A 23,070-nucleotide genomic window follows, 5' to 3' on the forward strand; every position below is an offset into this window, starting at 1 on the left:
ATCGGTTCGCACACTTCACAGCGCCCATTTCAACCACCCGGCACTGCTTCGTTCTGCGTCGCTGCATCAGCAGCAGAGAAGCGAGATTATGAAGACTCTCTTTCGGTTCGTCAACCCCATTTTTTCGCTTTCGCTTAAAACTTTGTTGACGTCACCGCCGCTCCTTCCCGTCGCGGCCCTCGTTCGCAAACGAGGAACGAAATCATAGGCGGCCCAGAGCCTTATTTCAAGGGTTTGGCGAGAACTTTATCGTCAGTCACTCATTTGCGCGCCGAATTCACGGCTCCGTCGACGGAAACCGCTTCCGCCATGGCCGCGTAGCCGGCATCGCTTGGGTGAATGTGGTCGCCGCTATCGTACTTGCGCTGCAGACGTCCCGGCTCGGCCGGATCGCGCAGCGCGGCGTCGAAATCGACTACGCCGTCGAAAGCATGGCTGGAACGGATCCACTCGTTGACGGCCAGCCGGATGTTCTCGCGCGACGCCGGAAGCGCTGCGGGCGTCAGCGTCCCGCCGAACACCTTGACTCCCGCACGTCGCGCGGCCGCGATCACCCGCTGATAGCCCGCGATCAGGTCGGCCGCTGTCACCGACGCGTGCGGGAAATCGCAGTCGAGCCCGCTGCGCGCCGGCATCGCCGCGAAATTAATGTCGTTGATGCCGATCAGCAGAATCACCGCCTTGACGCCGGGCCGCTCGAGCGCGTCGCGCCCAAATCGCGTGACGAGCGCGTCGCCATAGCACGGAGAATCGTTAAGCAGCCGGTTGCCGCTGATACCGAGATTGATCACGGCCGTCGAGCGGTTCCCCGAGCCGGCCAATCGGCGGGCGAACGCGTCCGGCCATCGGCGGTTCTGGTTCAGGCTGGAGCGCATGCCGTCCGTGATCGAATCGCCGATCGCCGCAATTGCCGTCGATCCCGGCGCAGCGTCGACGGACAGCCCCGTCACCCACACATATTGAGTGAAGCGCCCGCGAAACGCTTCTGCCGTCGCGTCCGCCGCGTGGTTGCCGGGGCTGGAAACATAATTAAGCTGGCTGGAAACCCGGTGCCACGCGACCACTCGCTGGTCCGGCGCCATAAACGCGCTAATGGCATACGGCGCGCCTTCCGCGACGTCCATCGCGATTGGGTCGCTGTCCAGTTCGCGGCCGGGCGCAACGCTCACACTCGGCTTCCCGCCGAAGGTCACACGCGCGCCGCCGCCAGCCGACGCGGCAGCGCCGCCCGCCGACCGCGCAATGCGCAGATCCTCGATAACGAGCGGCGTCTTGCCGTATTCATTGCTGAGGTGAATCCGCACAGATTTTCCCGACAGCGTCGGGTAGACAATCTGACGGACGGTGCGCCCCGCCACTTCAGGCGCGCGATACAGCGGCGGCAAGTCAGCGCGTTGGGGGATGGGCTGCAGCGCGGTTGCCCACGCCGTGACCCAATGCGCCGAGGCGTCCGTGCCAGCGGCGGCGACAGAGGAGGAAACGGCAAGCTGGCAAAGCAGCGCGGCGCCGCATGCCGCGGCCAGAGAGCGAATGGTCATTCGTGTACTTGGTTTCAAGCGAAACGGCCATTGTGCACGATCCGCGTCGGCCGACGCGGGCCAGCGCGGGCGGCATACGCCCGCACTCGCACTCGCAAACGGACAAAGCCCGCAACGCACAGCCAGCACCCTCACCCGGCCACTTGCAGCTCACCCGTCATCTTCAAAGCCAGCGCTTCAGCCACTTCAATTCCGTCGATCGCCGCCGAATAGATCCCGCCGGCGTAACCCGCGCCCTCTCCCGCCGGATACAAGCCCTCGACGTTCACGCTCTGATAGTCGTCGCGTCGGCGCACCCGGATCGGCGACGACGTCCGCGTCTCGACGCCCGTCAGCACCGCGTCATGCATCGCGAAGCCCGCGATCTTCTTGTCCATTTGCGGAAGCGCTTCGCGAATCGCCTCGATCACGTAGTCGGGCAGCGCCGTGCTGAGATCCGTGGGATGCACGCCCGGCTTATAAGACGGCACGACCGAACCAAGCGACGTCGACGGCCGTCCGGCAATGAAGTCGCCGACCAGTTGGCCCGGCGCCATATAGTTGCCGCCGCCCAGTTCGAACGCCCGCTCTTCCCATTTCCGTTGGAATGCGATGCCGGCAAGCGGCCCGCCCGGATAATCGTCGGGCGTGATGCCCACGACGATTCCCGCGTTCGCATTGCGCTCGGCTCGCGAATACTGGCTCATGCCGTTGGTCACCACGCGCCCCGGCTCGGACGTCGCGGCGACCACCGTCCCGCCCGGGCACATGCAGAAGCTGTACACCGCGCGGCCGTTGCTGCAGTGATGCACCACCTTATAGTCGGCGGCGCCCAGTTGCTTGTGGCCGGCAAACTTGCCGAACCGGCTACGGTCGATCAAGCCCTGCGGATGCTCGATCCGAAACCCGAGCGAGAACGGCTTGGCTTCGATATAAACGCCGCGGTCGTGCAACATCTGAAACGTATCCCGCGCGCTGTGCCCGACGGCGAGCACCACATGGTCGCAGCGCAGCGTTTCGCCCGTCGACAGCGTCAGCCCGCGCACTTTTCCGTTATCGATGTCGATATCGTCCACGCGCGTTTCGAAACGCACTTCGCCGCCCAGTTCGTGGATGGTCGCGCGCATCTTCTCGACCATGCTCACGAGGCGAAACGTGCCGATATGCGGCCGGCTCAGATACAGAATGTCCTCTGGCGCGCCGGCCCGCACGAATTCGTCCAGCACCTTGCGGCCATAGTGCTTCGGGTCCTTGATCTGGCTATACAGCTTGCCGTCCGAAAACGTACCCGCGCCGCCCTCGCCAAACTGCACGTTCGATTCCGGATTCAGCACCGACTTGCGCCACAGGCCGAAGGTGTCCTTGGTGCGCTCGCGCACCGCCTTGCCGCGCTCGAGGATGATCGGACGGAAGCCCATTTGCGCGAGGATCAGCCCGGCGAACAGCCCGCATGGTCCCATGCCGATCACCACCGGACGCGGCCCGCTGAACTGCGCCGGCGCCCTGGCGACGAACCGGTACGTCATGTCGGGCGTCACGGCGCAATGCGGCACGTCGGCGATCCGCTTGAGCGCGGCGGCTTCGTCCGTGACCTCGACGTCGACGATGTAGGTCAGCTTGATGTCGGCGCGCTTGCGCGCATCGTGGGCGCGCCGGAACACGGTGTATCGGACGAGCCCGTCGTGAGGCACGCCGAGTTCCGCGAGACGCGCGCGGACGGCGGCCTCGAGAGCGCTCTCGGGATGATCGAGCGGGAGTTTGATTTCGCTTAGACGTAGCATGAAGTACCGGGGATGCAGGAGGGCCGCAATCGCGGCCAATTCGCAATTTTATAGGCTAAGCGCCGGTGCGGGGTTTCCGCGCGAAGCAAAACAGGTCGCGAACCCGCGCCGGCTGCTGTCGGAGCGAGCGCCGTCCGTCTCAAAAAAATTTATTAACCGACCGGTCGGTTGGCTTATACTGTGCAAACCAGATAACTCCCCCAGAAAGAGCGTCCCCATGTACACGCAATCCCTGGATATTCCCGGCAACGTGGCCCCGCTGGAATCCGGCGCGACATCGCCGGAGCAGGCGCAATTCGACGCCGTCATGGCCGCGGACGGCAAGATAGAACCGCAAGACTGGATGCCCGACGCGTATCGCAAGACGCTCGTGCGCCAGATTTCGCAGCACGCGCATTCGGAGATCGTCGGCATGCTGCCGGAAGGCAACTGGATCACGCGCGCGCCGAGCCTCAAGCGCAAGGCGATTCTGCTCGCCAAGGTGCAGGACGAAGCCGGCCACGGTCTCTATCTATATAGCGCGGCCGAAACGCTCGGCGTCTCGCGCGATCAGCTCGTCGCGGCGCTGCATTCCGGCAAGGCCAAATATTCGAGCATCTTCAATTACCCGACGCCCACCTGGGCGGATGTCGGCGTGATCGGCTGGCTGGTCGACGGCGCGGCGATCATGAATCAGATTCCGCTGTGCCGTTGCACTTACGGCCCGTACGCCCGCGCGATGATCCGCATCTGCAAGGAAGAGTCGTTCCACCAGCGCCAGGGCTTTGACGCGCTGATGTCGATGATGTCCGGCACCGACGCGCAGCGCGAACTCGTCCAGCAGGCGGTGAACCGCTGGTGGTGGCCGGTGCTGATGATGTTCGGTCCGAGCGACAAGGATTCCATCCACAGCAATCAGTCGTCGAAATGGGGCATCAAGCGCATTTCGAACGACGACCTGCGTCAGAAATTCGTCGACGCCACCGTCGAACAGGCGAAGGTGCTCGGCGTGACGCTGCCCGACCCCGACCTCAAATGGAACGAAGCGCGCGGCCACTACGACTACGGCGACATCGACTGGGAAGAATTCTGGCGCGTCGTGAACGGCGACGGCCCATGCAATCGCGAGCGCCTTGGCACCCGCGTCAAGGCGCATAACGAGGGCGCCTGGGTTCGCGAAGCCGCCATCGACCACGCCGAGAAACAACGCCAACGCGCCCAACAGCACGCCGCCTGAACAACGCGGCTCGCCAGGCAAGGAATCAGGAGATCAGCATGAACAAGGAATGGCCGATTTGGGAAGTCTTCGTGCGCAGCAAGCAGGGACTCGACCATAAACACTGCGGCAGCCTGCACGCCGCCGACGCGCAAATGGCGCTGCGCATGGCGCGGGACGTCTACACGCGCCGCCAGGAAGGCGTGAGCATCTGGGTGGTGCCGTCGTCGGCGATTACGGCGTCCGCGCCGCAAGACAAGGCGGAACTGTTCGAACCGGCGGCCGACAAGATTTACCGCCACCCGACGTTCTACACGCTTCCCGACGAAGTCAACCACATGTAAGCGCGGCCATGAACATCACGCTAGAACATCTGCAATACGTGCTGCGCCTCGCCGATACCGCGCTGATTCTCGGTCAGCGCAATGCCGAGTGGTGCGGCCACGGCCCGATTCTCGAAGAAGACATCGCGCTGTCGAACATGAGCCTCGATCTGATCGGCCAGGCGCGTCTGCTGTACACGCACGCGGCGTCGCTCGAACAGCAGCTCACCGGCAAGACCCGCACCGAAGACGACTACGCGTACTTCCGCGCCGAGCGCGAGTTCGCCAATTACACGCTGGTGGAACTGCCGCACTACGGCCCGCTCTCCGCGACGGCGCAAGCCGAGAAGGACTACGCGGTCACCATTGTGCGCAATTTCCTTTATTCGACGCTGATGGCGCATGTCTGGACCGCGCTCACGCAATCGACCGACACGCAACTGGCCGCGATCGCGTCGAAGTCGATCAAGGAAACGAGCTACCACGTCCATCACGCGAGCGAATGGCTGATCCGTTTCGGCGACGGCACGGAGGAATCGCACCGCCGCTCGCAGGCCGCGCTCGATTACCTGATGCCGTACACGCGCGAGTTTTTCAGCACCGACGCCGTGGAAGAAGCGATCGCCGCGGCTGGCATTGGCCCGCTCAGCGCCGATCTGGAAGCCGCCTGGCTCGACGACGTGCGCGCCACACTCGACCAAGCCACGCTTACGCTTCCCGAACCGGTCAAGCACGTCACGACCGGCAAGCACGGCGAGCATTCGGAGCACATGGGCTTCGTGCTGGCCGAAATGCAAAGCCTCGCGCGGCAGCATCCCGGCGCGACCTGGTAATCGCAATAACACGGCAAATCACGGCAAATCAGACGATGACGACCTCGACCGCGCCCACCGCCGCCCTTGACGACGCTAATGACGACGCCACGCTCGAACGCGCGTGGGCGGTGCTCGAAGCCGTGCCCGATCCCGAGATTCCGGTGGTATCGATCCGCGAGCTCGGCATTCTGCGCGACGTGCGGCGCACGGACGACGGCACGCTCGAGGTGGTGATCACGCCGACCTATTCCGGCTGTCCGGCCATGTCGCAGATCGCCGAAGACGTCGCGCATGCACTCGACGTCGCGGGACTCACGCCTTATCGCATCGCCACCGTGCTCGCGCCCGCGTGGACCACTGACTGGATGACCGTCGAAGCCCGCGACAAACTGCGCGCCTACGGCATCGCGCCGCCCACCGGCAATTGCGGATCGCCGGCCGATTCGGGTTTGCGGCCGCGCGGAAAGGTCATGCGCTTCGTGCCGCGCGCGCTGCCCGCGCCTTCGTGCCCGCGCTGCGGCTCGGCGCACACCGAGCGTCTCGCGCAATTCGGCTCGACCGCCTGCAAAGCCTTGTACCGCTGCCTCGACTGCCGCGAACCCTTCGACTATTTCAAACCATACTGATATGGCTACCCCGCAATTTCATCCGCTGCGTATCCGCGAAGTGCGGCCTGAAACCGCCGACGCGGTCTCGGTTGCCTTCGAAGTCCCCGCCGAACTGCGCGAGCTTTACCGCTTCACGCAAGGCCAGTTCGTCACGCTCAAAACGCATATCGACGGAGAGGAAACGCGCCGTTCGTACTCGATCTGCGTGGGCGTCACCGACTACGACCGCGACGGCGAACTGCGCATCGGCATCAAGCGCGTGCGCGGCGGGCGCTTCTCGAATTTCGCCTTCGACACGCTGCAGCCCGGCCACACGATTGACGTGATGACGCCGGACGGCCGCTTCTTCACGCATCTGAACGTGGACCACGGCCAGCAGTACGTCGCGTTTGCAGGCGGCTCGGGCATCACGCCGGTGCTCGCCATCATCAAGACGACGCTCGAGGTCGAACCGCGCAGCACCTTTGTGCTGATTTACGGCAACCGCAGCGTGGATCAGATCATGTTCGCCGAAGAACTCGAAGATCTGAAGAACCGCTTCATGAACCGCTTCGTGCTGTACCACGTGCTGTCCGACGATTTGCAGGACGTCGAACTGTTCAACGGCGTGCTCGACCAGAAGAAATGCGCGGCGTTTCTGGAAAGCCTGGTGCCGGCCGATTCCATCGACGAAGCCTTTATCTGCGGCCCCGCGCCGATGATGGACGCCGCCGAAGCCGCGCTCAAAGCCGCCGGCGTGCCGTCGGAAAAGGTGCACGTGGAACGCTTTGGCTCGCCGCTGCCGCAAGCGGGCGTGCCGCCCGTCGAAATCACCGACGACACGCCCGCAGCCGAGCTCGAAATCGTGCTCGACGGAAAGCGCCGCAAGCTGCGCCTGCCGTATCAGGGCGTGAGCGTGCTCGACGTCGGTCTGCGTGCCGGGCTCGCGCTGCCGTATGCGTGCAAAGGCGGCGTGTGCTGCACCTGTCGCGCGAAAGTCGTGGAAGGCGAAGTGAAGATGGAAAAGAACTACACGCTCGAAGAGCATGAAATCCGCGACGGCTTCGTGCTGACCTGTCAATGCCATCCGATCAGCGATCGCGTGGTGGTGAGCTACGACGAACGTTGAGCGCGCTTGGCGCGTTCGGCACGTTCGGCGCCCCTGTGCTTTGAGCCATTCCGCGATCCGCTTACACTAGGGGCCGCTCGCAGTCGGACCGTTCCGGTCCGCGAGGCGAGCGGCCCTTTGTCTAATCGCGTACAAAAACCAGCCACGGCCGATGAGCACCATCCACCTCACTAACGGCGACGTCGCCGCGGAATCATTGCGCACGGCGTTGCGCGAAACGGGCCGCGACGACCGCGTGCAGGCACTGCGCGACGATCTGGCGGTCGGTCCGTTGCGAGGAATCGACGACGACCCGCAAGTGCGCGCCACCTTCTGGGACCGCGTGAGCGCTGACACGAAGCGCGATTTCGTCCGCGAGTTTCGCGAGCAGGCCGCAGCGCTCGAAGCGATTGCACGCGGCGAAGCGAATCTCGTGGTCTGGCATGGCGAAAGCGCATCCGATCAATTGATGCTGCGCCGGGTCTGCTACTACCTGCGCAATAATCCGCAACGCCTGAACGAAGTGCGTCTGTCGATCCGCGATCTCACCGACACGGGCGCATGGGCGTACAGCCGCAAAGACCGCGCGACGTCCGTCGGCATGTTCGCGCCGTCCGTGCTGCACGCGCGTTTGCCCGACGCGGCGCCCATCTCGGTGCTGCGCATCAGCCGGCTCGCGCTCGAATGGCAGGAAGCGAAGCACGCAAACGGCGAGACGCGGCGCTGGCGCGACAACACCTTCACGAGCGGCAGCTTCGCCGATCTGGACGCGCTGATACTCGAGCACGCGACGGCGGACTGGCAACCGGCGTCGCGAGTGGCCGCGGAAGTCATGACCGCGGAGCTCGGGTTTCTGGTCAGCGACAGCATCGTGCTGTGGCGCTTCCGCGAACTGGCCGCCACGCGCCGGATCAAGCTGCGCGGCGACACCGGCGCATGGCGGACGCTCGAGCTGTGCGCGGCGCTCGCCCCCTGTCCACAGGAATAAAACAGACGACCATGGCCCGCACCCGAGCCCCCGACCACGAAAGCCAGCGCGAACAGATTCTCGAACTGGCCGCGGCCAAATTCGCACAGACGAGCTATCCCAGCACGTCGATGTCAGACCTTGCCGCTGCGAGCGGCACGTCGAAAGCGCGCCTCTATCACTATTACGAGAGCAAGGAAGCGATCCTTTTCGATCTGCTGGACCGCTACACCAAACGGCTGATGCTGATCATCGCCGAGGTGGAGGGCGCAAGTCAGCGCCGCGGCCTCACCGAGCGCGAGACCTTTGCCGAGTTGATCCGCGCGTTCCTGTCGGAATACGAGACGTCGCACAGCCGCCACGTCGCACTGCTGAACGACGTGAAGTATCTCGTCGACGCGCAGCGCGAGGTGATTCTCAACCGTCAGCGCGACGTCGTCGCTGCGTTTGCGCGGCAACTCGCGCGCGCTTACCCCGAGCGCGCCACGCGTGAAAACCAGACCGCGCTCACGATGATGGTATTCGGCATGATCAACTGGACCTTCACCTGGCTCAAGCCCGGCGGACGCATGGGCTATAGCGAATTCGCGGAACAGGTGGTGAGCATGGTGGACCACGGGCTGGGCTGCGCGCCGGCTTGATGGCGGGATGGCGCAGCACAGCAATATGCGGCATCGGTAAATAAGCGCGTCGCATATGCGCGACATCGTGCCACGCACGCTCGTTCTTTTATTAATTATCTTTTGAAATCAACTGGTTAACAATAAGACAACCCCGCAGTTAGGCAGCACCCTCGAATAAAGATACGGGTTTTCCCTAGTGATCGGTTAGCGTTTCCGTTAGAATCGTTTTTGCGGTGCACCAACGCCGCACGATGACAAGGAGAACCTGACCATGAACATGATTACACCCCGCGCCGCCGAGCCGATCGTCGCGCACGATCGCGCGTCGCTGCCTGCCGGTCGTGCGCCTGCTCTGGTTCGTGAACTCACCGCGGTCGACCGTGAACGTCTGTTGACGCACTTCCTCGCGCTCGACGAAGACGACCGCCTGCTGCGCTTCGGTCAGGTGGTGCCCGACCATGTCATCGAGAACTACGTCCGCGCAATCGATTTCAAGCGCGACACCGTGTTCGGCGTGTTCGACGATCAGTTGCAGCTTACGGGCGTCGGTCACCTCGCTTACTTGCCGGCTGAAGGCGACAAGCGCACGGCGGAGTTCGGCGTTTCCGTGCTCGAAAGCGTGCGCGGCCAGGGTATCGGTTCCAGGCTGTTTGAGCGCGCGGCCATTCGCAGCCGCAACACGCATGTCACCACGCTGTACATGCACTGTCTGTCGCGCAACTCGACGATGATGCACATCGCGAAAAAAGCGGGCATGAAGATCGAGTACGCGTACGGCGAAGCAGACGCTTATCTGACGCTGCCGCCGGCCGACCAAACGAGCATCATCACGGAAATGCTGCAGGAACAGGCTGCGGTGTTCGACTATGCGCTCAAGCGCCAGGCACGCCGCACGTCGCGATTGCTCGAGTCCTTCATGCCGACAGCCGCCGCGGCCTGAACATTGGGCAGACGCCGTCATCCACTACAAAGGGCAGCTTCATGGCTGCCCTTTGCGGTTTACCGGCCGTGTGCCGCGCGCCCCAACCGACGCACTTTCATAAGATCGGCAACGCCGTCGTCTCCTTGATCTTTTCCAGCGAGAAGCTCGTTTTGACGTCGATCACCGACGGGTGATGCAGCAGTTGGTCCTGCACGAAGCGCGAAAAGTGCGCCATGTCCTCCACCTGAACGCGTAGCAGATAGTCCATCTCGCCGGTCATTGCGTGACACGCCACCACTTCCGGCCACGTCTGCACGGCCGCGCGGAACAGGTCGGCGTGGGTCGCCTCGCCGCGCGGACTTAGCGCGGAACCGCCGCGCTTTTCCAGCCGCACATTGACGTATGCGAGCAGATCAAGCCCGAGGCGCTGCGCGTCCAGCAGCGCGACGTAGCCGCGAATCACCCCGCTCTCCTCGAGCCGCCGTATGCGCCGCAAACACGGACTCGGTGAAAGATTGATCCGCTCCGCGATCTCCTGATTCGACAACCGGCCATTCTCCTGAAGGATCGCCAGAATACGCCGGTCGATGGCGTCTATCTCTATATGAGTCACTTTCTGCCGCCGTTTTCGGAGATTGAGCTAGAAAATAGCGCCACGCTACGCCAGTGCGATTAAGTTCGCAAGTTTCGAGCGCGATCCCGCCTTTACACTTGCGTCATTCGGTCGCGCTCCGGCATTGCGCGCGCGACTCCGGCGCCACGCGCCCTCGACATGGAGAGAGACAAATGCAGGTTTCAACTTGGGACAATCCGGTCGGCACCGACGGCTTCGAATTCATCGAATACACCGCCCCCGATCCCAAAGCGCTCGGCAAGCTGTTCGAGCAGATGGGTTTTACCGCCATCGCCCGTCATCGTCATAAGGACGTGACGCTTTACCGGCAAGGCGAGATCAACTTTATCGTCAATGGCGAGCCGGATTCGTTCGCGCAACGCTTCGCGCGTCTGCACGGTCCGTCGATCTGCGCGATCGCGTTCCGCGTCCAGGACGCGGGCAAGGCCTACAGGCAGGCCATCGAAAAAGGCGCGTGGGGCTTCGACAATAAAACCGGCCCGATGGAACTGAACATTCCCGCAATCAAGGGCATCGGCGATTCGCTGATCTATTTCGTCGATCGCTGGCGCGGCAAGAACGACGCGGCGCCGGGCAGCGTCGGCGACATCGACATTTACGATGTGGACTTCGAGCCGATTGCCGGCGCGAATCCGAACCCAGTCGGTCACGGCCTCACCTACATCGACCACCTGACGCACAACGTCCACCGGGGCCGCATGCAGGAATGGGCGGAGTTTTACGAGCGCCTCTTCAATTTCCGCGAAGTGCGCTATTTCGACATCGAAGGCAAAGTGACGGGCGTGAAGTCGAAAGCGATGACGTCGCCGTGCGGCAAGATCCGCATTCCGATCAACGAGGAAGGCTCGGAAACGTCCGGGCAGATTCAGGAGTATCTGGACGCGTACCACGGCGAGGGCATCCAGCACATCGCGCTCGGCAGCAACGACATTTACCGTACCGTCGACGGCCTGCGCGCATCGAATATCTCGCTCCTCGATACCATCGACACCTACTACGAACTCGTCGACCGCCGCGTGCCGAATCACGGCGAGCCGCTCGACGAACTGCGCAAGCGCAAGATTCTGATCGACGGCGCGCCGGACGACTTGCTGCTGCAAATCTTCACCGAGAACCAGATCGGCCCGATCTTCTTCGAGATCATTCAGCGCAAGGGCAATCAGGGCTTTGGCGAGGGCAACTTCAAGGCGCTGTTCGAATCGATCGAACTGGATCAGATTCGCCGCGGCGTCGTGCAGGACAAGGCTTGAACGCTAAGCGCCTATTTCCGGCGCAGTAGGTGACAGGCCAATAAAACGACAAGGGCGAGGATCTAACGATCCCCGCCCTCGTCGTTTGCGCCGCCGCTCAACGCTGAGCGACGGCCGGTTTAACCGTCGACACGCCGCATCAGCAGCGCGTCACGAATTCTGGTCTTCCTTCGCGGACGCGCTTTCCCGCGCGATGCGGTTGATGGCGATACGCGCCGGGGCGACCAGCGCCGTGCGGGTAATCACGCTCGACTGCGTGCCTGTGCTCGCATTCGAGCGCACCGGCGCGCTCATGGCGAAAAAGGCGGCCGAAACCATCAGGAAGGTCTGGATATTTCTAGTGTTCATGCGTACTCCTTTTCTAACTGCCCTGTTGTCCTGAAGCGCCGCAACATGCGACGCGTTACACAGACATTGCTCACAGGTGCGGTGTTAGACACGCATCTGCCTCGCGGTTCCATGAGATTGTAGGTTTTACAGCTTGTTACACCGGCAACTCACAGACGTTAGGCGAACTTTGCAACAAACAGCACCAGCATGAACGCCGCATGGCGGCGGCAGCACTGCGAACTTTCTGCCGCGATGCGGCGGGTTTTCACCAGTGCTACCATCACTTAAAACACGTCAATATGGCGACCCCGGCCATACGCATTCACAAGATGCCGCGGCCCAAAAAGTTTTGGCGATCCCAAACTGGGTGGAGGAGTACACATAATGAATGCCCCGCTAGACGCAGGTCAGCGAGCTTCGCTCGAAGCCGCTCTATCTTCCGTCACGCTCGACGACAAATACACTCTGGAACGCGGCCGCGCGTACATGAGCGGCATCCAGGCGCTGGTGCGTCTGCCGATGCTGCAGCAGGAACGCGACCGCGCCGCCGGCCTGAACACGGCCGGCTTCATCTCCGGTTACCGCGGATCGCCGCTCGGCGGACTCGATCAATCCTTGTGGAAGGCGAAACAGCATCTCGCCTCACATCAGGTCGTGTTCCAGCCGGGCGTCAATGAAGACCTCGCGGCGACCGCCGTTTGGGGTTCGCAACAGGTCAATCTGTACCCAAGCGCCAAATACGACGGCGTGTTTTCGATGTGGTACGGCAAGGGCCCCGGCGTCGACCGTTCCGGCGACGTCTTCAAGCACGGCAATTCGGCGGGATCGTCGCGGCATGGCGGTGTGCTCGTGCTCGCCGGCGACGATCACGCGGCCAAATCGTCGACACTCGCGCATCAGTCGGAACACATTTTCAAAGCATGCGGGCTGCCGGTGCTGTTCCCGTCGAACGTGCAGGAATATCTCGACTTCGGCCTGCACGGCTGGGCAATGAGCCGCTACTCCGGCCTGTGGGTGGCAATGAAGTGCGTGACCGACGTGGTCGAATCGTCGGCTTCCGTCGACATCGATCCGCATCGCACGAAGATCGTTCTGCCGGACGACTTCGCGATGCCCGAAGGCGGTCTGAATATTCGCTGGCCCGATCCGCCGCTCGTGCAGGAAGCGCGTCTGCTCGACTACAAGTGGTACGCGGCGCTCGCCTACGTGCGCGCGAACAAGCTGGATCGCGTCGAGATCGACTCGCCGCACGCGCGCTTCGGCATCATGACGGGCGGCAAGGCGTATCTGGATGTGCGTCAGGCGCTGACCGACCTCGGTCTCGACGACGAAACCTGCGCGCGCATCGGCATCCGCCTCTATAAGGTCGGCTGCGTGTGGCCGCTCGAGGCGCAAGGCGCGCAAGCCTTCGCGCGCGGTCTCGACGAAATTCTCGTGGTCGAAGAAAAGCGTCAGATTCTCGAATACGCGATCAAGGAAGAGTTGTACAACTGGCCCGACGCGCAGCGTCCGCGTGTGTTCGGCAAGTTCGACGAGAAAGACGGCGCGGGCGGCGAATGGTCGGTGCCGATGGGCAACTGGCTGCTGCCGGCGCACTACGAACTGTCGCCCGCGATCATCGCGAAGGCCATCGCCGCGCGGCTTGCCAAGTTCGATCTGCCGTCCGACGTGCGCGCCCGCATCGCCGCGCGCATCACAGTGATCGAAGCGAAGGAAAAGGCGCTCGCGCGCCCGCGCGTCGAAGCCGAACGCAAGCCATGGTTCTGCTCGGGCTGCCCGCACAACACGTCGACGAATGTGCCGGAAGGCTCGCGCGCGATGGCGGGCATCGGCTGCCATTACATGACCGTGTGGATGGACCGCAGCACGAGCACGTTCAGCCAGATGGGCGGCGAAGGCGTCGCGTGGATCGGCCAGGCGCCGTTCACGAATGACAAGCACGTGTTCGCCAATCTCGGCGACGGCACCTACTTCCACTCGGGGCTGCTCGCGATTCGCGCGGCCATCGCGTCGAAGGCGAACATCACCTACAAGCTGCTTTACAACGATGCAGTCGCGATGACCGGCGGCCAGCCGGTCGACGGCGCGCTGACCGTGCCGCAGATCACGCATCAACTCGCGGCCGAAGGCGCGTCGAAGATCGTGATCGTCACCGACGAGCCCGAAAAATATTCGGCGAACGTGGGTCTTGCGCCCGGCATCGACATTCACCATCGCGACAAGCTCGACGAAGTGCAACGCCAGTTGCGCGAGATTCCCGGCACCACGATCCTGATCTACGACCAGACCTGCGCGACCGAAAAGCGCCGCCGCAGGAAACGCGGCGCGTATCCGGACCCGGCACGCCGCGTCGTCATCAACGAGGCGGTGTGCGAAGGTTGCGGCGACTGCTCGGTCAAGTCGAACTGCCTGTCAGTCGAGCCGCTCGATACCGAATACGGCACCAAGCGCCAGATCAACCAGTCCACCTGCAACAAGGACTTCTCCTGCGTGAACGGCTTCTGCCCGAGCTTCGTGTCCGTCGAAGGCGGTCAGTTGCGCAAGCCGAAAGCGGCATCCGGCATTGTCGGCGACGCGATGCCGCCGGTGCCGGAACCCGCGCTGCCGTCCATCGACCGTCCTTACGGCGTGCTGGTGACAGGTGTCGGCGGCACGGGTGTCGTGACGATCGGCGCGCTGCTCGGCATGGCCGCGCATCTGGAGAACAAGGGCGTGACGGTGCTCGACGTCACCGGCCTCGCGCAGAAAGGCGGCGCCGTGATGAGTCATGTGCAGATCGCGAACAAGCCCGACGACATTCACGCCACGCGCATCGCAATGGGCGAAGCGAGTCTCGTGATCGGCTGCGATGCGATCGTGACGGCGAGCGACGAATGCGTGTCGCGGATGCAAGCCGGTCAAACGCGCGTGGTGCTCAATAGCGCGCACACGCCGACCGCGGAACTCATCAAGAACCCGAACTGGCGCTTTCCTGGCAGCAGCACGGAAGCGGACGTACGCGCGGGGGCGGGCGATGAATGCGTCGATACCGTCGACGCCAATCACTTCGCGGTCGCGCTGCTCGGCGACGCGATCTACACGAACCCGTTCGTGCTCGGCTACGCGTGGCAACGCGGCTGGGTGCCGCTCACGTATCAGTCGTTGATGCGCGCAATCGAGCTGAACAACGTGCAGGTCGAGAAGAACCGCGCGGCATTCGAATGGGGCCGCCGCGCGGCACACGATCCGGCGACCGTGCGCAAGTTCGCGCAATCGCAGCGCGCGGGTGCCGCAACCGATGCCGAGGCCAACGCCACCAGCAGCAAGATCATTTCGCTGCACACGCCGAAAGCGCTCGACACGTTGATCGACAAGCGCGCTGCCTACCTCACGGCATGGCAGAACAGCGCATACGCCGAGCGTTATCGCGCGCTGGTTTCACAAGTGCGCGCGGCCGAGTCGGCGCTCGATTCGGGCGACGGCCAGTTGCCGCTAACCGAAGCGGTCGCGAAGAATCTGCATAAGCTGATGGCGTACAAGGACGAGTACGAAGTCGCGCGGCTATACAGCGATCCGGCGTTCATCGAGAAGTTGAAAGCGAGCTTCGAGGGCGACTGGAAGCTGCACATTCACCTCGCGCCGCCGATGTTCTCGAAGAAAGACGCCCAGGGCCATCTGATCAAGAAGAAGTACGGCCCGTGGGTCTTCAGCGCAATGCATGGACTGGCGAAGCTGAAGTTCCTGCGCGGCACGGCGTTCGACATTTTCGGCAAGACGGAAGAGCGTCGCACCGAGCGTGCGCTGATCGGCGAGTACGAAACGCTGGTGCGCGAACTGATCGGCGGGCTTAACGCGCAGAACCGCGAGCTGGCAGTCGAACTTGCGAATCTGCCGGACGGCATCCGCGGCTATGGACACATCAAGGAAAACAACCTGAAAGGCGTGCGCGTGAAGTGGAACGATCTGCTCGCGCGCTGGCGCTCGCCGCAAGCGGGCACGACGCAGCACGCGGCTTGACGTTGCCAAAACGCGCCGTGTTCCGGCCGCTAACGCCAGGATCACGGCGCACATAAAAAAACGCCACGGAAGCTCATTCCGTGGCGTTTTTTTTCGCCCGACGCTCGTAGAAACGAGCGCCGCTTCGCTTACTTGCTGTTCACCGACTTGCGCGCGTTCGCCGAAGCCACCGCGGTCATGTTGATGATCCGGCGCACGGTTGCAGCCGGCGTCAGCACATGGACCGGCTTCTCCGCGCCGAGCAGGAACGGCCCGACCGTCACGCCTTCGCCGCCGACCATCTTCAGCAGGTTGTAGGCAATGTTCGCCGCTTCCACGTTCGGCATGATCAGCAGGTTGGCTTCGCCCGACAGCGTCGTGCCGGGGAACGCCGCCTTGCGCACGACTTCCGACAACGCGGCGTCGCCGTGCATTTCACCGTCGATCTCGAGCGTCGGCGCGCGTTCGGCAATCAGCTTGCGAGCTGCGGCCATGCGTTGCGACGACGAAGACGGCGCACTGCCGAAGTTCGAGTTCGACAGCAGCGCGACCTTCGGCGTGATGCCGAACTTTTCGATTTCGCGCGAGGCCAGCATGGTCATGTCGGCGAGCTGTTCGGCGGTCGGCGTTTCGTTCACGTACGTATCGCAGATGAACAGGTTGCGGCCCGGCAGCATCAGCAGATTCATTGCTGCAAAGTTGGCGACGTTGTCCGCCTTGCCCAACACTTGCTCGATGAATTTCAGATGCGTGTGGTACTGGCCGATCATGCCGCAGATCATGCCGTCCGCTTCGCCGAGACGCACGAGGATCGCGCCGATCAGCGTATTGAACTTGCGCATCGCGGCCTTCGCGACGTCCGGCGTGACGCCTTCGCGCGCGCCGAGTTCGTGATACGCCTGCCAGCATTGCTGATAACGCGGATCGTCTTCCGGATCGACGATCTCAAAGTCTTCGCCGCATTTGAGCTTCGAGCCCATCTTCTTCAGGCGCATCTCGATCACCGACGGACGGCCGACCAGAATTGGCTTGGCGATCTTCTCGAGCAGCACGAACTGCGCGGCGCGCAGCACGCGCTCGTCCTCGCCTTCGGCGAACACGATGCGCGCCGGCTCCGACTTCGCCGCCGCGAACACCGGACGCATCACCATGCCCGTGCGATAAACGGTCGTGCCGAGTTCTTCGCGATACGCGTCCATGTCCTTGATCGGACGGGTCGCGACGCCCGAATCCATCGCCGCTTGCGCAACGGCCGGCGCAATCTTGATGATGAGACGCGGATCGAACGGCTTCGGAATCAGATACTCAGGACCGAATTCCAGCGAGTGCCCTTCATACGCCTTCGCGACTTCGTCGCCCTGATCGGTTTCTTCCGCGAGTTCCGCGATCGCGCGCACGCACGCGAGCTTCATTTCTTCCGTGATCGTGGTCGCGCCGACGTCGAGCGCGCCGCGGAAGATGAACGGGAAGCACAGCACGTTGTTGACCTGGTTCGGATAGTCCGAACGGCCGGTCGCGATGATGCAGTCCGGGCGCACTTTCTTCGCTTCTTCCGGACGGATTTCCGGTTCCGGATTCGCGAGCGCGAGAATCAGCGGCTGGGTGCCCATTTCGGTGACCATTTCCGGCTTCAGCACGCCTGCGCTCGAGCAGCCGAGGAACACGTCGGCACCGCGAATCGCGTCAGCCAGCGTGCGCGCCTCGGTATTCGCCGCGTAACGTTCCTTCGACGGATCGAGATTGCCGCGACCCTCGTAAATCACGCCCTTCGAGTCGACCACCAGAATGTTCTGCTTCGCGAGACCCAGGTTGACCAGCAGATCCAGACACGCGATGGCCGCCGCGCCTGCGCCCGAGCAGACGAGCTTCACTTCGTCGAGCTTCTTGCCGACCACTTTCAGGCCGTTCAGAATCGCCGCCGATGCGATGATCGCCGTGCCGTGCTGGTCGTCGTGGAAGACCGGAATCTTCATGCGCTCGCGCAGCTTCTTCTCGATGTAGAAGCACTCCGGCGCCTTGATGTCTTCCAGGTTGATGCCGCCCAACGTCGGCTCGAGCATCGCAATCGCTTCGACGAGCTTGTCGGGATCGGACTCGGACAGCTCGATGTCGAACACGTCGATACCCGCGAACTTCTTGAAGAGACAGCCCTTGCCTTCCATCACCGGCTTTGCGGCGAGCGGGCCGATGTTGCCGAGGCCGAGCACGGCCGTGCCGTTCGTGATCACGCCGACCAGGTTGCCTCGCGACGTGTATTTCTGCGCGTCGAGCGGCTCTTCGTAGATGGCCATGCAGGCCGCGGCCACGCCCGGCGAGTACGCGAGCGACAAGTCGAGCTGGTTCGACAGCGGCTTGGTCGGCGTGACCGAAATCTTGCCGGGTTTCGGATTCTGGTGATACGCGAGAGCGCTTTGCTTCAGTTGTTCGTCCATTTTTTGCCTGCGAGACGTAAGAAATTTGGGCCGGCACACTGCACCGCTGGCGGCGCTTCCTGCTATCGAATGGATGATCGACCGGGGCGCTGTTCGCTTGCGCCGGTTAGGCGCGGCGTCGGTCCCCGGCGGAGGCGGGACGGTGCGGAGTGCTACGCGGGGTCGGTTAGTGTACACCCCGCGCGAGTCGATACACGGACTGGTTAACGCGGCTCGCCATTGGCGAAACGCCCGCCAGTCATGCTGCAGCGCCGCATCGGCAGACTGCGCGGCGGCGCTCAGTGGAGTTCGGCGCCGCGGCGTTCGGGGATCAGAAAGAGTGTGGCGAGCACGTCGAGCAGATAGATCGACGCGAGAAAAACCAGCGCCGTGCCAAACGAATAATGCGCGGCCAGCGCGCCGACCGCGACGGGCCCAAAGCCGCCAACCGCCCGCCCCACGTTGAACAACACGTTTTGCGCGGTGGCGCGGGCGTCGGTGGGATACAGCTCGGAAATCAGCGCGCCGTAACCGCCGATCATACCGTTGACGAACACGCCCATCGCCGCGCCGCCGATCAGCAGCGCCGTGGGCGTGGTCAGATGCGCATAGACGAAGACCATCGCGACGGCGCCGACCTGATAGAACAGGAACGCCGGTTTGCGGCCGAAACGGTCCGCCGCGACGCCGAAGAGCCAGATGCCGCATGCCATGCCGACCACGGTGGCCGCAGTCCAGACGCCGGATTTCGTCAGCGAATAGCCGAAGGTTTTCGACAGATAGCTCGGCAGCCAGATCATCAGCCCGTAGTAGCCAAAGTTCTGCACCGAGCAGAGGACCGCCACGCCGAGGCTCGCACGCGCGGTGCGGGCATCGGCGATCAGCAGTTTGAGCGGCAGCTTGCGCATGCCGCGCGCGACGCGCTCGGTGAAGAGCGCCGGTTCCTCCACGCGTCGCCGCACAAAGAACGACACGACAGCGGGCAAGAGCCCGAGCGCGAACATGCCGCGCCAGCCGATGACCGGCAACAGCAGCGGCGTCAGCAACGCGGCCGCCAACACACCGAGTTGCCACCCGAGGCCCACATACGACGACACCCGCGCCCGCTGCGCGGCCGGCCAGGCTTCGGCCACAAGCGTCATGCCGATGCCGAACTCGCCGCCCAGCCCAATGCCGGCGATCGTCCGGTACACGAGCAGGTCGCCATACCCTTGCGCGAGCGCACACAAACCGGTGAAAACCGCGAATACGAGGATGGTCCACGTGAGCATGCGCACGCGGCCGTAATAGTCGCTCAGCACGCCGAAGATCAGGCCGCCCGCGACCGCGCCGATCAGCGTCCACGTGACGAGCGAACCGGCTTGCGTCGAACTCAAATGCAAGTCGGCCGCGATGACCGGCAGCATGAAGCCGAGAATCAGCAGGTCGAAGCCGTCCATTGCGTAGCCGAGCGCGGACGCGATCAGCGCTCGCGCGGCGTAGCCGGGTCGGGCGGAGGCGGGCGTATCGGCGGTGGAGGAAGCGGGCGTCATTAAAAGCAATCCGGGATTCGTTGAACGGTGTGCGGCGAGCTGCGGCCGGCGTCGGAGAAATTCGCGTGAGTGTAAAGGCGCCCCAGGTTGCTCACAAGCTAGCCAAAAAGCCTATGCAAAGCGCGACGCGAACGGCGCAACGCTTGTCCGACCAGGCTTCGGCGAACGGTGTTGGAGACCGGGTTGGCCTGCGCCCTCGGCACGCGCCCCGCTCGCCCCAGGCAACCTCGATTGGCCGTCCACGCGCACGCCGGCCTCGTCTGAAGGAGCCGTTTCAGGTAAAATGTCGGCCTACGCGCGCAGCAAAAACCGGCCAGCATCCACTGGCCGGCTGCATATTCCGCCCAGCACGGCGCGGCGTATCCCGCTTGCTGCGCCACCGGGCCCGGCGCCCGCTCCCCCGCTCAATCCAAGGACCCGCCCATGACAGGCTTCGATCGCCAGACGATCTCCGACACCACCGCCAAGATGCTGCTCGAAGTGCAGGCAGTGCACTTCAACGCGGAGAAACCGTACATTTTTACGTCCGGCTGGGCGAGCCCGGTTTATATCGATTGCCGCAAGCTGATTTCCTATCCGCGCGTGCGCCGCGGCCTGATGGAAATGGCTGAAACCACCATTCTCCGCGACGTCGGCTATGAGCAGATCGACGCCGTGGCCGGCGGCGAAACCGCAGGCATTCCGTTCGCGGCATGGCTGTCCGACCGCCTGATGGTGCCGATGCAATACGTGCGCAAGAAGCCGAAGGGCTTTGGCCGCAATGCGCAGATCGAGGGTCTGCTGACCGAAGGTCAGCGGGTGCTGCTGGTGGAAGACCTGACCACCGACAGCCGCAGCAAGATCAACTTCATCAATGCGCTGCGCACGGCCGGCGCGACGGTGAATCACTGCTTCGTGCTGTTCCACTACAACATCTTCAAGGAAAGCGTGTCGGTGCTGAAAGACATCGACGTCGATCTGCACGCGCTCGCGACATGGTGGGACGTGCTGCGCGTCGCCAAGGACAACAAGTACTTCGACACGAAGACGCTCGACGAAGTCGAAAAATTCCTGCACTCGCCGGCTGAATGGTCGGCCGCGCACGGCGGCGCAACGTCGACGCCGCAATAAGCGCGGCGGTAGCGCATAGCATCGCATTACATCGCATCGCGGCAACAGCCGCAGAAGCAGAAGCACAAAGGCCGCCTGTCTTGCGACAGGCGGCCTTTTTCTTTGACGACTTTAACGCGGCTTTTTCTATGCCGCACAAGAAGTGCGGCGCGCGGCTAAACCAGGTCGCCCGTGTCTTCCGCCGAATGCGACGACAGGTTCAGCAAACCATTGCTTTGCGCGTATTGAAACAGCTCCGAATCGCGGTCGATGCCGAGCTTGCGCATCGCCGTATTTTTCTGAGTGCTGATTGTCTTGATGCTGCGGTTCAGTTGCTCGGAAATTTCCTTGATGGTCATTCCCGATACGAACAGGCGCACGACTTCGAGTTCGCGCCTCGACAGCATCACTTCGTCGCTCTTGCCGCCGGAATTCATCCGCAGCGCATCGAGCGACGCCTTCACCGACGGGCTCAGATATTCGAGGTGCCGGCTGACGTGCTGCACCGCGAGCCCGATGTGGCTCAGGTCGTCGGATTTATTCACGACCGAAGTCACGCCGAGTTCCCGCAGCCGTTGCAGCAACGCGGCGTTCTCGAGCATCGTTAGCACGACGATGGGAAGGTTCGGAAAATTGCGCCGCAGGTAGCCGACCAACGGCAGGCCGTCGCCGTACTGGCCGCCCGGCATGGCGAGGTCTGTGACGAGCACGTCGCACGCAGCGGTTTGCAGGACCTTGATGAGTTCCGTGGACTGCCTCGCTCGCGCGACCACCTGGATGCCGGGGAACTTGAGTAAAGCCTGTTCGGCGCCGAATAGAATAACTGGATGATCGTCAGCGATGACAACCTTGACTACGTCTTGCATTGCCCGTACCTCGACAGGAAAACCCCTCTCCAAAACCTCTGACATGCCTTCTTATTCTTAATGTTCAATTTGACTAATAGGAACACGGGCCACATCGCGTAAACTCTTTCGACTATAGCCGATTTTAGGCTCGCAATCCGCTTACGCGGCATAACAATGATGCGTCATAAACCTAAGCTTAGACTCGATTCGACGTTCAGGTACAAAATAGGGACAATAAACACCGCGAGGCAATTGCCTCGCGTCCTCGCAGCGCCTTGATGCTGCATGGGATCTGAGCAGGCGCCCGGCGCCGATTCCGATCGACACAGGAGAACCGGCACATGCGCTTGCGTTGCCTGGTTGTTTCGCACGCTTCATCGTTTCGCCGCATGCCGCTTGTTGTCTGCGCCACGCTTGGTCTCGCGCTCGGGCTCGCGCATGGCTCGCGCGCCCAGGCCGAGAACGCGTTCTCGCTCACCAGCGCGAGCTTCCGCGCGGGCGGCACAGTGAATTCCCCGCAAGTCTTCGATCAGGACGACTGCAAGGGCGGCAACCGCTCGCCGCAACTGACCTGGCGCGACGCGCCGCCTGGAACGCGCAGCTTCGCGATCACCCTGTTCGATCCCGATGCGCCCGGCCGCGGCTGGTGGCATTGGGCCGTGGCGGGCATTCCGGCGAGCGTCGCAAGCCTGCCCGAGAACGCGAGCGCGTCGGGTTTCCTGAGACGGCTCGGCGCGGTGGAAGCCCGCAACGACTTCGACATCGACGGTTATGGCGGTCCTTGTCCGCCGCCCGGCAAACCGCATCGCTACGTGATCACCGTGTATGCGCTGAACACCGCCGACCTGCGCCTCGCGCAAGGCCGCCCGGCGCTGATGTTCGATCACGAGATCGGCACGGCGGCGCTCGGCAGCGCGAGGATGGTGGTGAATTACGGGCGCTAGCGCGGCGCGCTTGCCGGCGCGCGCGGTGTTGCGCCTGAAAAGCCGGCTTGATTGCCGTGATATCGCGCTTTGGCGGGCCGCCCCGCGCCCGCCGCCCGGCGCCCGGATCGCAGTGAAGTCCCACAAGTCACGCGGCTGTCACTTCGCGCGGGCATCGTGGTTTTTCCGCCGTTTTTCGCGCCGTTTCCCCCCGCTTGCGCACGCGCATGGCGATGAGGT

At 63.3% G+C, this 23,070-nt stretch carries 19 protein-coding genes; 12 read left to right on the top strand and 7 right to left on the bottom strand.

What is annotated here, in order from left to right:
• Positions 1-260 precede the first annotated feature (260 nt).
• Positions 261-1,538 carry an SGNH/GDSL hydrolase family protein gene (locus C8K18_RS32305; RefSeq protein WP_107710968.1) on the bottom strand — a complete coding sequence of 426 codons (1,278 nt, stop codon included), beginning with the start codon at positions 1,536-1,538 and terminating at the stop codon, positions 261-263.
• A 131-nt stretch (positions 1,539-1,669) separates the two neighbouring features.
• Positions 1,670-3,298, bottom strand: a complete 1,629-nt coding sequence (locus tag C8K18_RS32310; RefSeq protein WP_006053058.1) for an NAD(P)/FAD-dependent oxidoreductase — start codon at positions 3,296-3,298, stop codon at positions 1,670-1,672.
• Between the two features lie 217 nt (positions 3,299-3,515).
• On the opposite strand from C8K18_RS32310, the gene paaA reads away from it, so the two are divergent.
• From paaA to C8K18_RS32350, 8 genes are all read left to right on the top strand, one after another.
• Entirely contained in the window at positions 3,516-4,514 is a 999-nt protein-coding gene (gene paaA / locus C8K18_RS32315; protein ID WP_107710969.1) for a 1,2-phenylacetyl-CoA epoxidase subunit PaaA, read from the top strand.
• A gap of 38 nt (positions 4,515-4,552) precedes the next feature.
• Complete coding sequence (gene paaB / locus C8K18_RS32320) at positions 4,553-4,837, top strand: 1,2-phenylacetyl-CoA epoxidase subunit PaaB (RefSeq protein ID WP_006053056.1); 285 nt, start codon at positions 4,553-4,555, stop codon at positions 4,835-4,837.
• Between the two features lie 8 nt (positions 4,838-4,845).
• Positions 4,846-5,649, top strand: coding sequence for a 1,2-phenylacetyl-CoA epoxidase subunit PaaC (paaC, locus tag C8K18_RS32325; protein ID WP_107710970.1), 804 nt, complete (start codon positions 4,846-4,848; stop codon positions 5,647-5,649).
• A gap of 35 nt (positions 5,650-5,684) precedes the next feature.
• Entirely contained in the window at positions 5,685-6,257 is a 573-nt protein-coding gene (gene paaD, locus C8K18_RS32330) for a 1,2-phenylacetyl-CoA epoxidase subunit PaaD (protein ID WP_107710971.1), read from the top strand.
• A 1-nt stretch (position 6,258) separates the two neighbouring features.
• Positions 6,259-7,347, top strand: a complete 1,089-nt coding sequence (paaE, locus tag C8K18_RS32335) for a 1,2-phenylacetyl-CoA epoxidase subunit PaaE (RefSeq protein WP_006053053.1) — start codon at positions 6,259-6,261, stop codon at positions 7,345-7,347.
• A gap of 151 nt (positions 7,348-7,498) precedes the next feature.
• Positions 7,499-8,314 (top strand): DUF1835 domain-containing protein, encoded by an 816-nt coding sequence (locus tag C8K18_RS32340; RefSeq protein WP_006053052.1) that lies wholly within the window; start codon positions 7,499-7,501, stop codon positions 8,312-8,314.
• Positions 8,315-8,325: 11 nt separating this feature from the next.
• Positions 8,326-8,934: a TetR/AcrR family transcriptional regulator gene (locus C8K18_RS32345; RefSeq protein WP_006053051.1), complete on the top strand. Its 609-nt coding sequence runs from the start codon at positions 8,326-8,328 to the stop codon at positions 8,932-8,934.
• A 253-nt stretch (positions 8,935-9,187) separates the two neighbouring features.
• Positions 9,188-9,856: a GNAT family N-acetyltransferase gene (locus tag C8K18_RS32350; RefSeq protein WP_006053050.1), complete on the top strand. Its 669-nt coding sequence runs from the start codon at positions 9,188-9,190 to the stop codon at positions 9,854-9,856.
• Positions 9,857-9,953: 97 nt separating this feature from the next.
• On the opposite strand, the gene C8K18_RS32355 is transcribed toward C8K18_RS32350, so the two are convergent.
• On the bottom strand, positions 9,954-10,451 hold the full coding sequence (locus C8K18_RS32355; RefSeq protein ID WP_029970894.1) for an Lrp/AsnC family transcriptional regulator: 498 nt from the start codon (positions 10,449-10,451) through the stop codon (positions 9,954-9,956).
• A gap of 173 nt (positions 10,452-10,624) precedes the next feature.
• Here C8K18_RS32355 and hppD point away from each other — a divergent pair, with 173 nt between their 5' ends.
• A complete protein-coding gene (gene hppD, locus C8K18_RS32360) occupies positions 10,625-11,722 on the top strand; it encodes a 4-hydroxyphenylpyruvate dioxygenase (protein ID WP_053858835.1) in 1,098 nt (365 codons plus the stop codon).
• A 150-nt stretch (positions 11,723-11,872) separates the two neighbouring features.
• Here hppD and C8K18_RS32365 read toward each other — a convergent pair whose 3' ends face one another.
• Positions 11,873-12,070 carry a hypothetical protein gene (locus tag C8K18_RS32365; protein WP_107710972.1) on the bottom strand — a complete coding sequence of 66 codons (198 nt, stop codon included), beginning with the start codon at positions 12,068-12,070 and terminating at the stop codon, positions 11,873-11,875.
• A gap of 366 nt (positions 12,071-12,436) precedes the next feature.
• Here C8K18_RS32365 and C8K18_RS32370 point away from each other — a divergent pair, with 366 nt between their 5' ends.
• Entirely contained in the window at positions 12,437-16,048 is a 3,612-nt protein-coding gene (locus C8K18_RS32370; RefSeq protein ID WP_107710973.1) for an indolepyruvate ferredoxin oxidoreductase family protein, read from the top strand.
• Between the two features lie 128 nt (positions 16,049-16,176).
• On the opposite strand, the gene C8K18_RS32375 is transcribed toward C8K18_RS32370, so the two are convergent.
• On the bottom strand, positions 16,177-18,459 hold the full coding sequence (locus C8K18_RS32375; RefSeq protein WP_053858838.1) for an NADP-dependent malic enzyme: 2,283 nt from the start codon (positions 18,457-18,459) through the stop codon (positions 16,177-16,179).
• Between the two features lie 278 nt (positions 18,460-18,737).
• Complete coding sequence (locus C8K18_RS32380; RefSeq protein WP_107710974.1) at positions 18,738-19,970, bottom strand: MFS transporter; 1,233 nt, start codon at positions 19,968-19,970, stop codon at positions 18,738-18,740.
• 423 nt (positions 19,971-20,393) lie between these two features.
• Here C8K18_RS32380 and C8K18_RS32385 point away from each other — a divergent pair, with 423 nt between their 5' ends.
• Positions 20,394-21,080 carry an orotate phosphoribosyltransferase gene (locus C8K18_RS32385; protein WP_006053043.1) on the top strand — a complete coding sequence of 229 codons (687 nt, stop codon included), beginning with the start codon at positions 20,394-20,396 and terminating at the stop codon, positions 21,078-21,080.
• A gap of 155 nt (positions 21,081-21,235) precedes the next feature.
• Here the strand turns inward: C8K18_RS32385 and C8K18_RS32390 are convergent, their stop codons facing one another.
• A complete protein-coding gene (locus tag C8K18_RS32390; RefSeq protein ID WP_006053042.1) occupies positions 21,236-21,925 on the bottom strand; it encodes a response regulator in 690 nt (229 codons plus the stop codon).
• 323 nt (positions 21,926-22,248) lie between these two features.
• On the opposite strand from C8K18_RS32390, the gene C8K18_RS32395 reads away from it, so the two are divergent.
• Complete coding sequence (locus tag C8K18_RS32395) at positions 22,249-22,851, top strand: YbhB/YbcL family Raf kinase inhibitor-like protein (protein WP_107710975.1); 603 nt, start codon at positions 22,249-22,251, stop codon at positions 22,849-22,851.
• The last annotated feature ends 219 nt before the right edge of the window (positions 22,852-23,070 follow it).

The organism is Paraburkholderia sp. GV068, assembly GCF_003058125.1.
In the GTDB taxonomy this organism is placed as follows: domain Bacteria; phylum Pseudomonadota; class Gammaproteobacteria; order Burkholderiales; family Burkholderiaceae; genus Paraburkholderia; species Paraburkholderia graminis.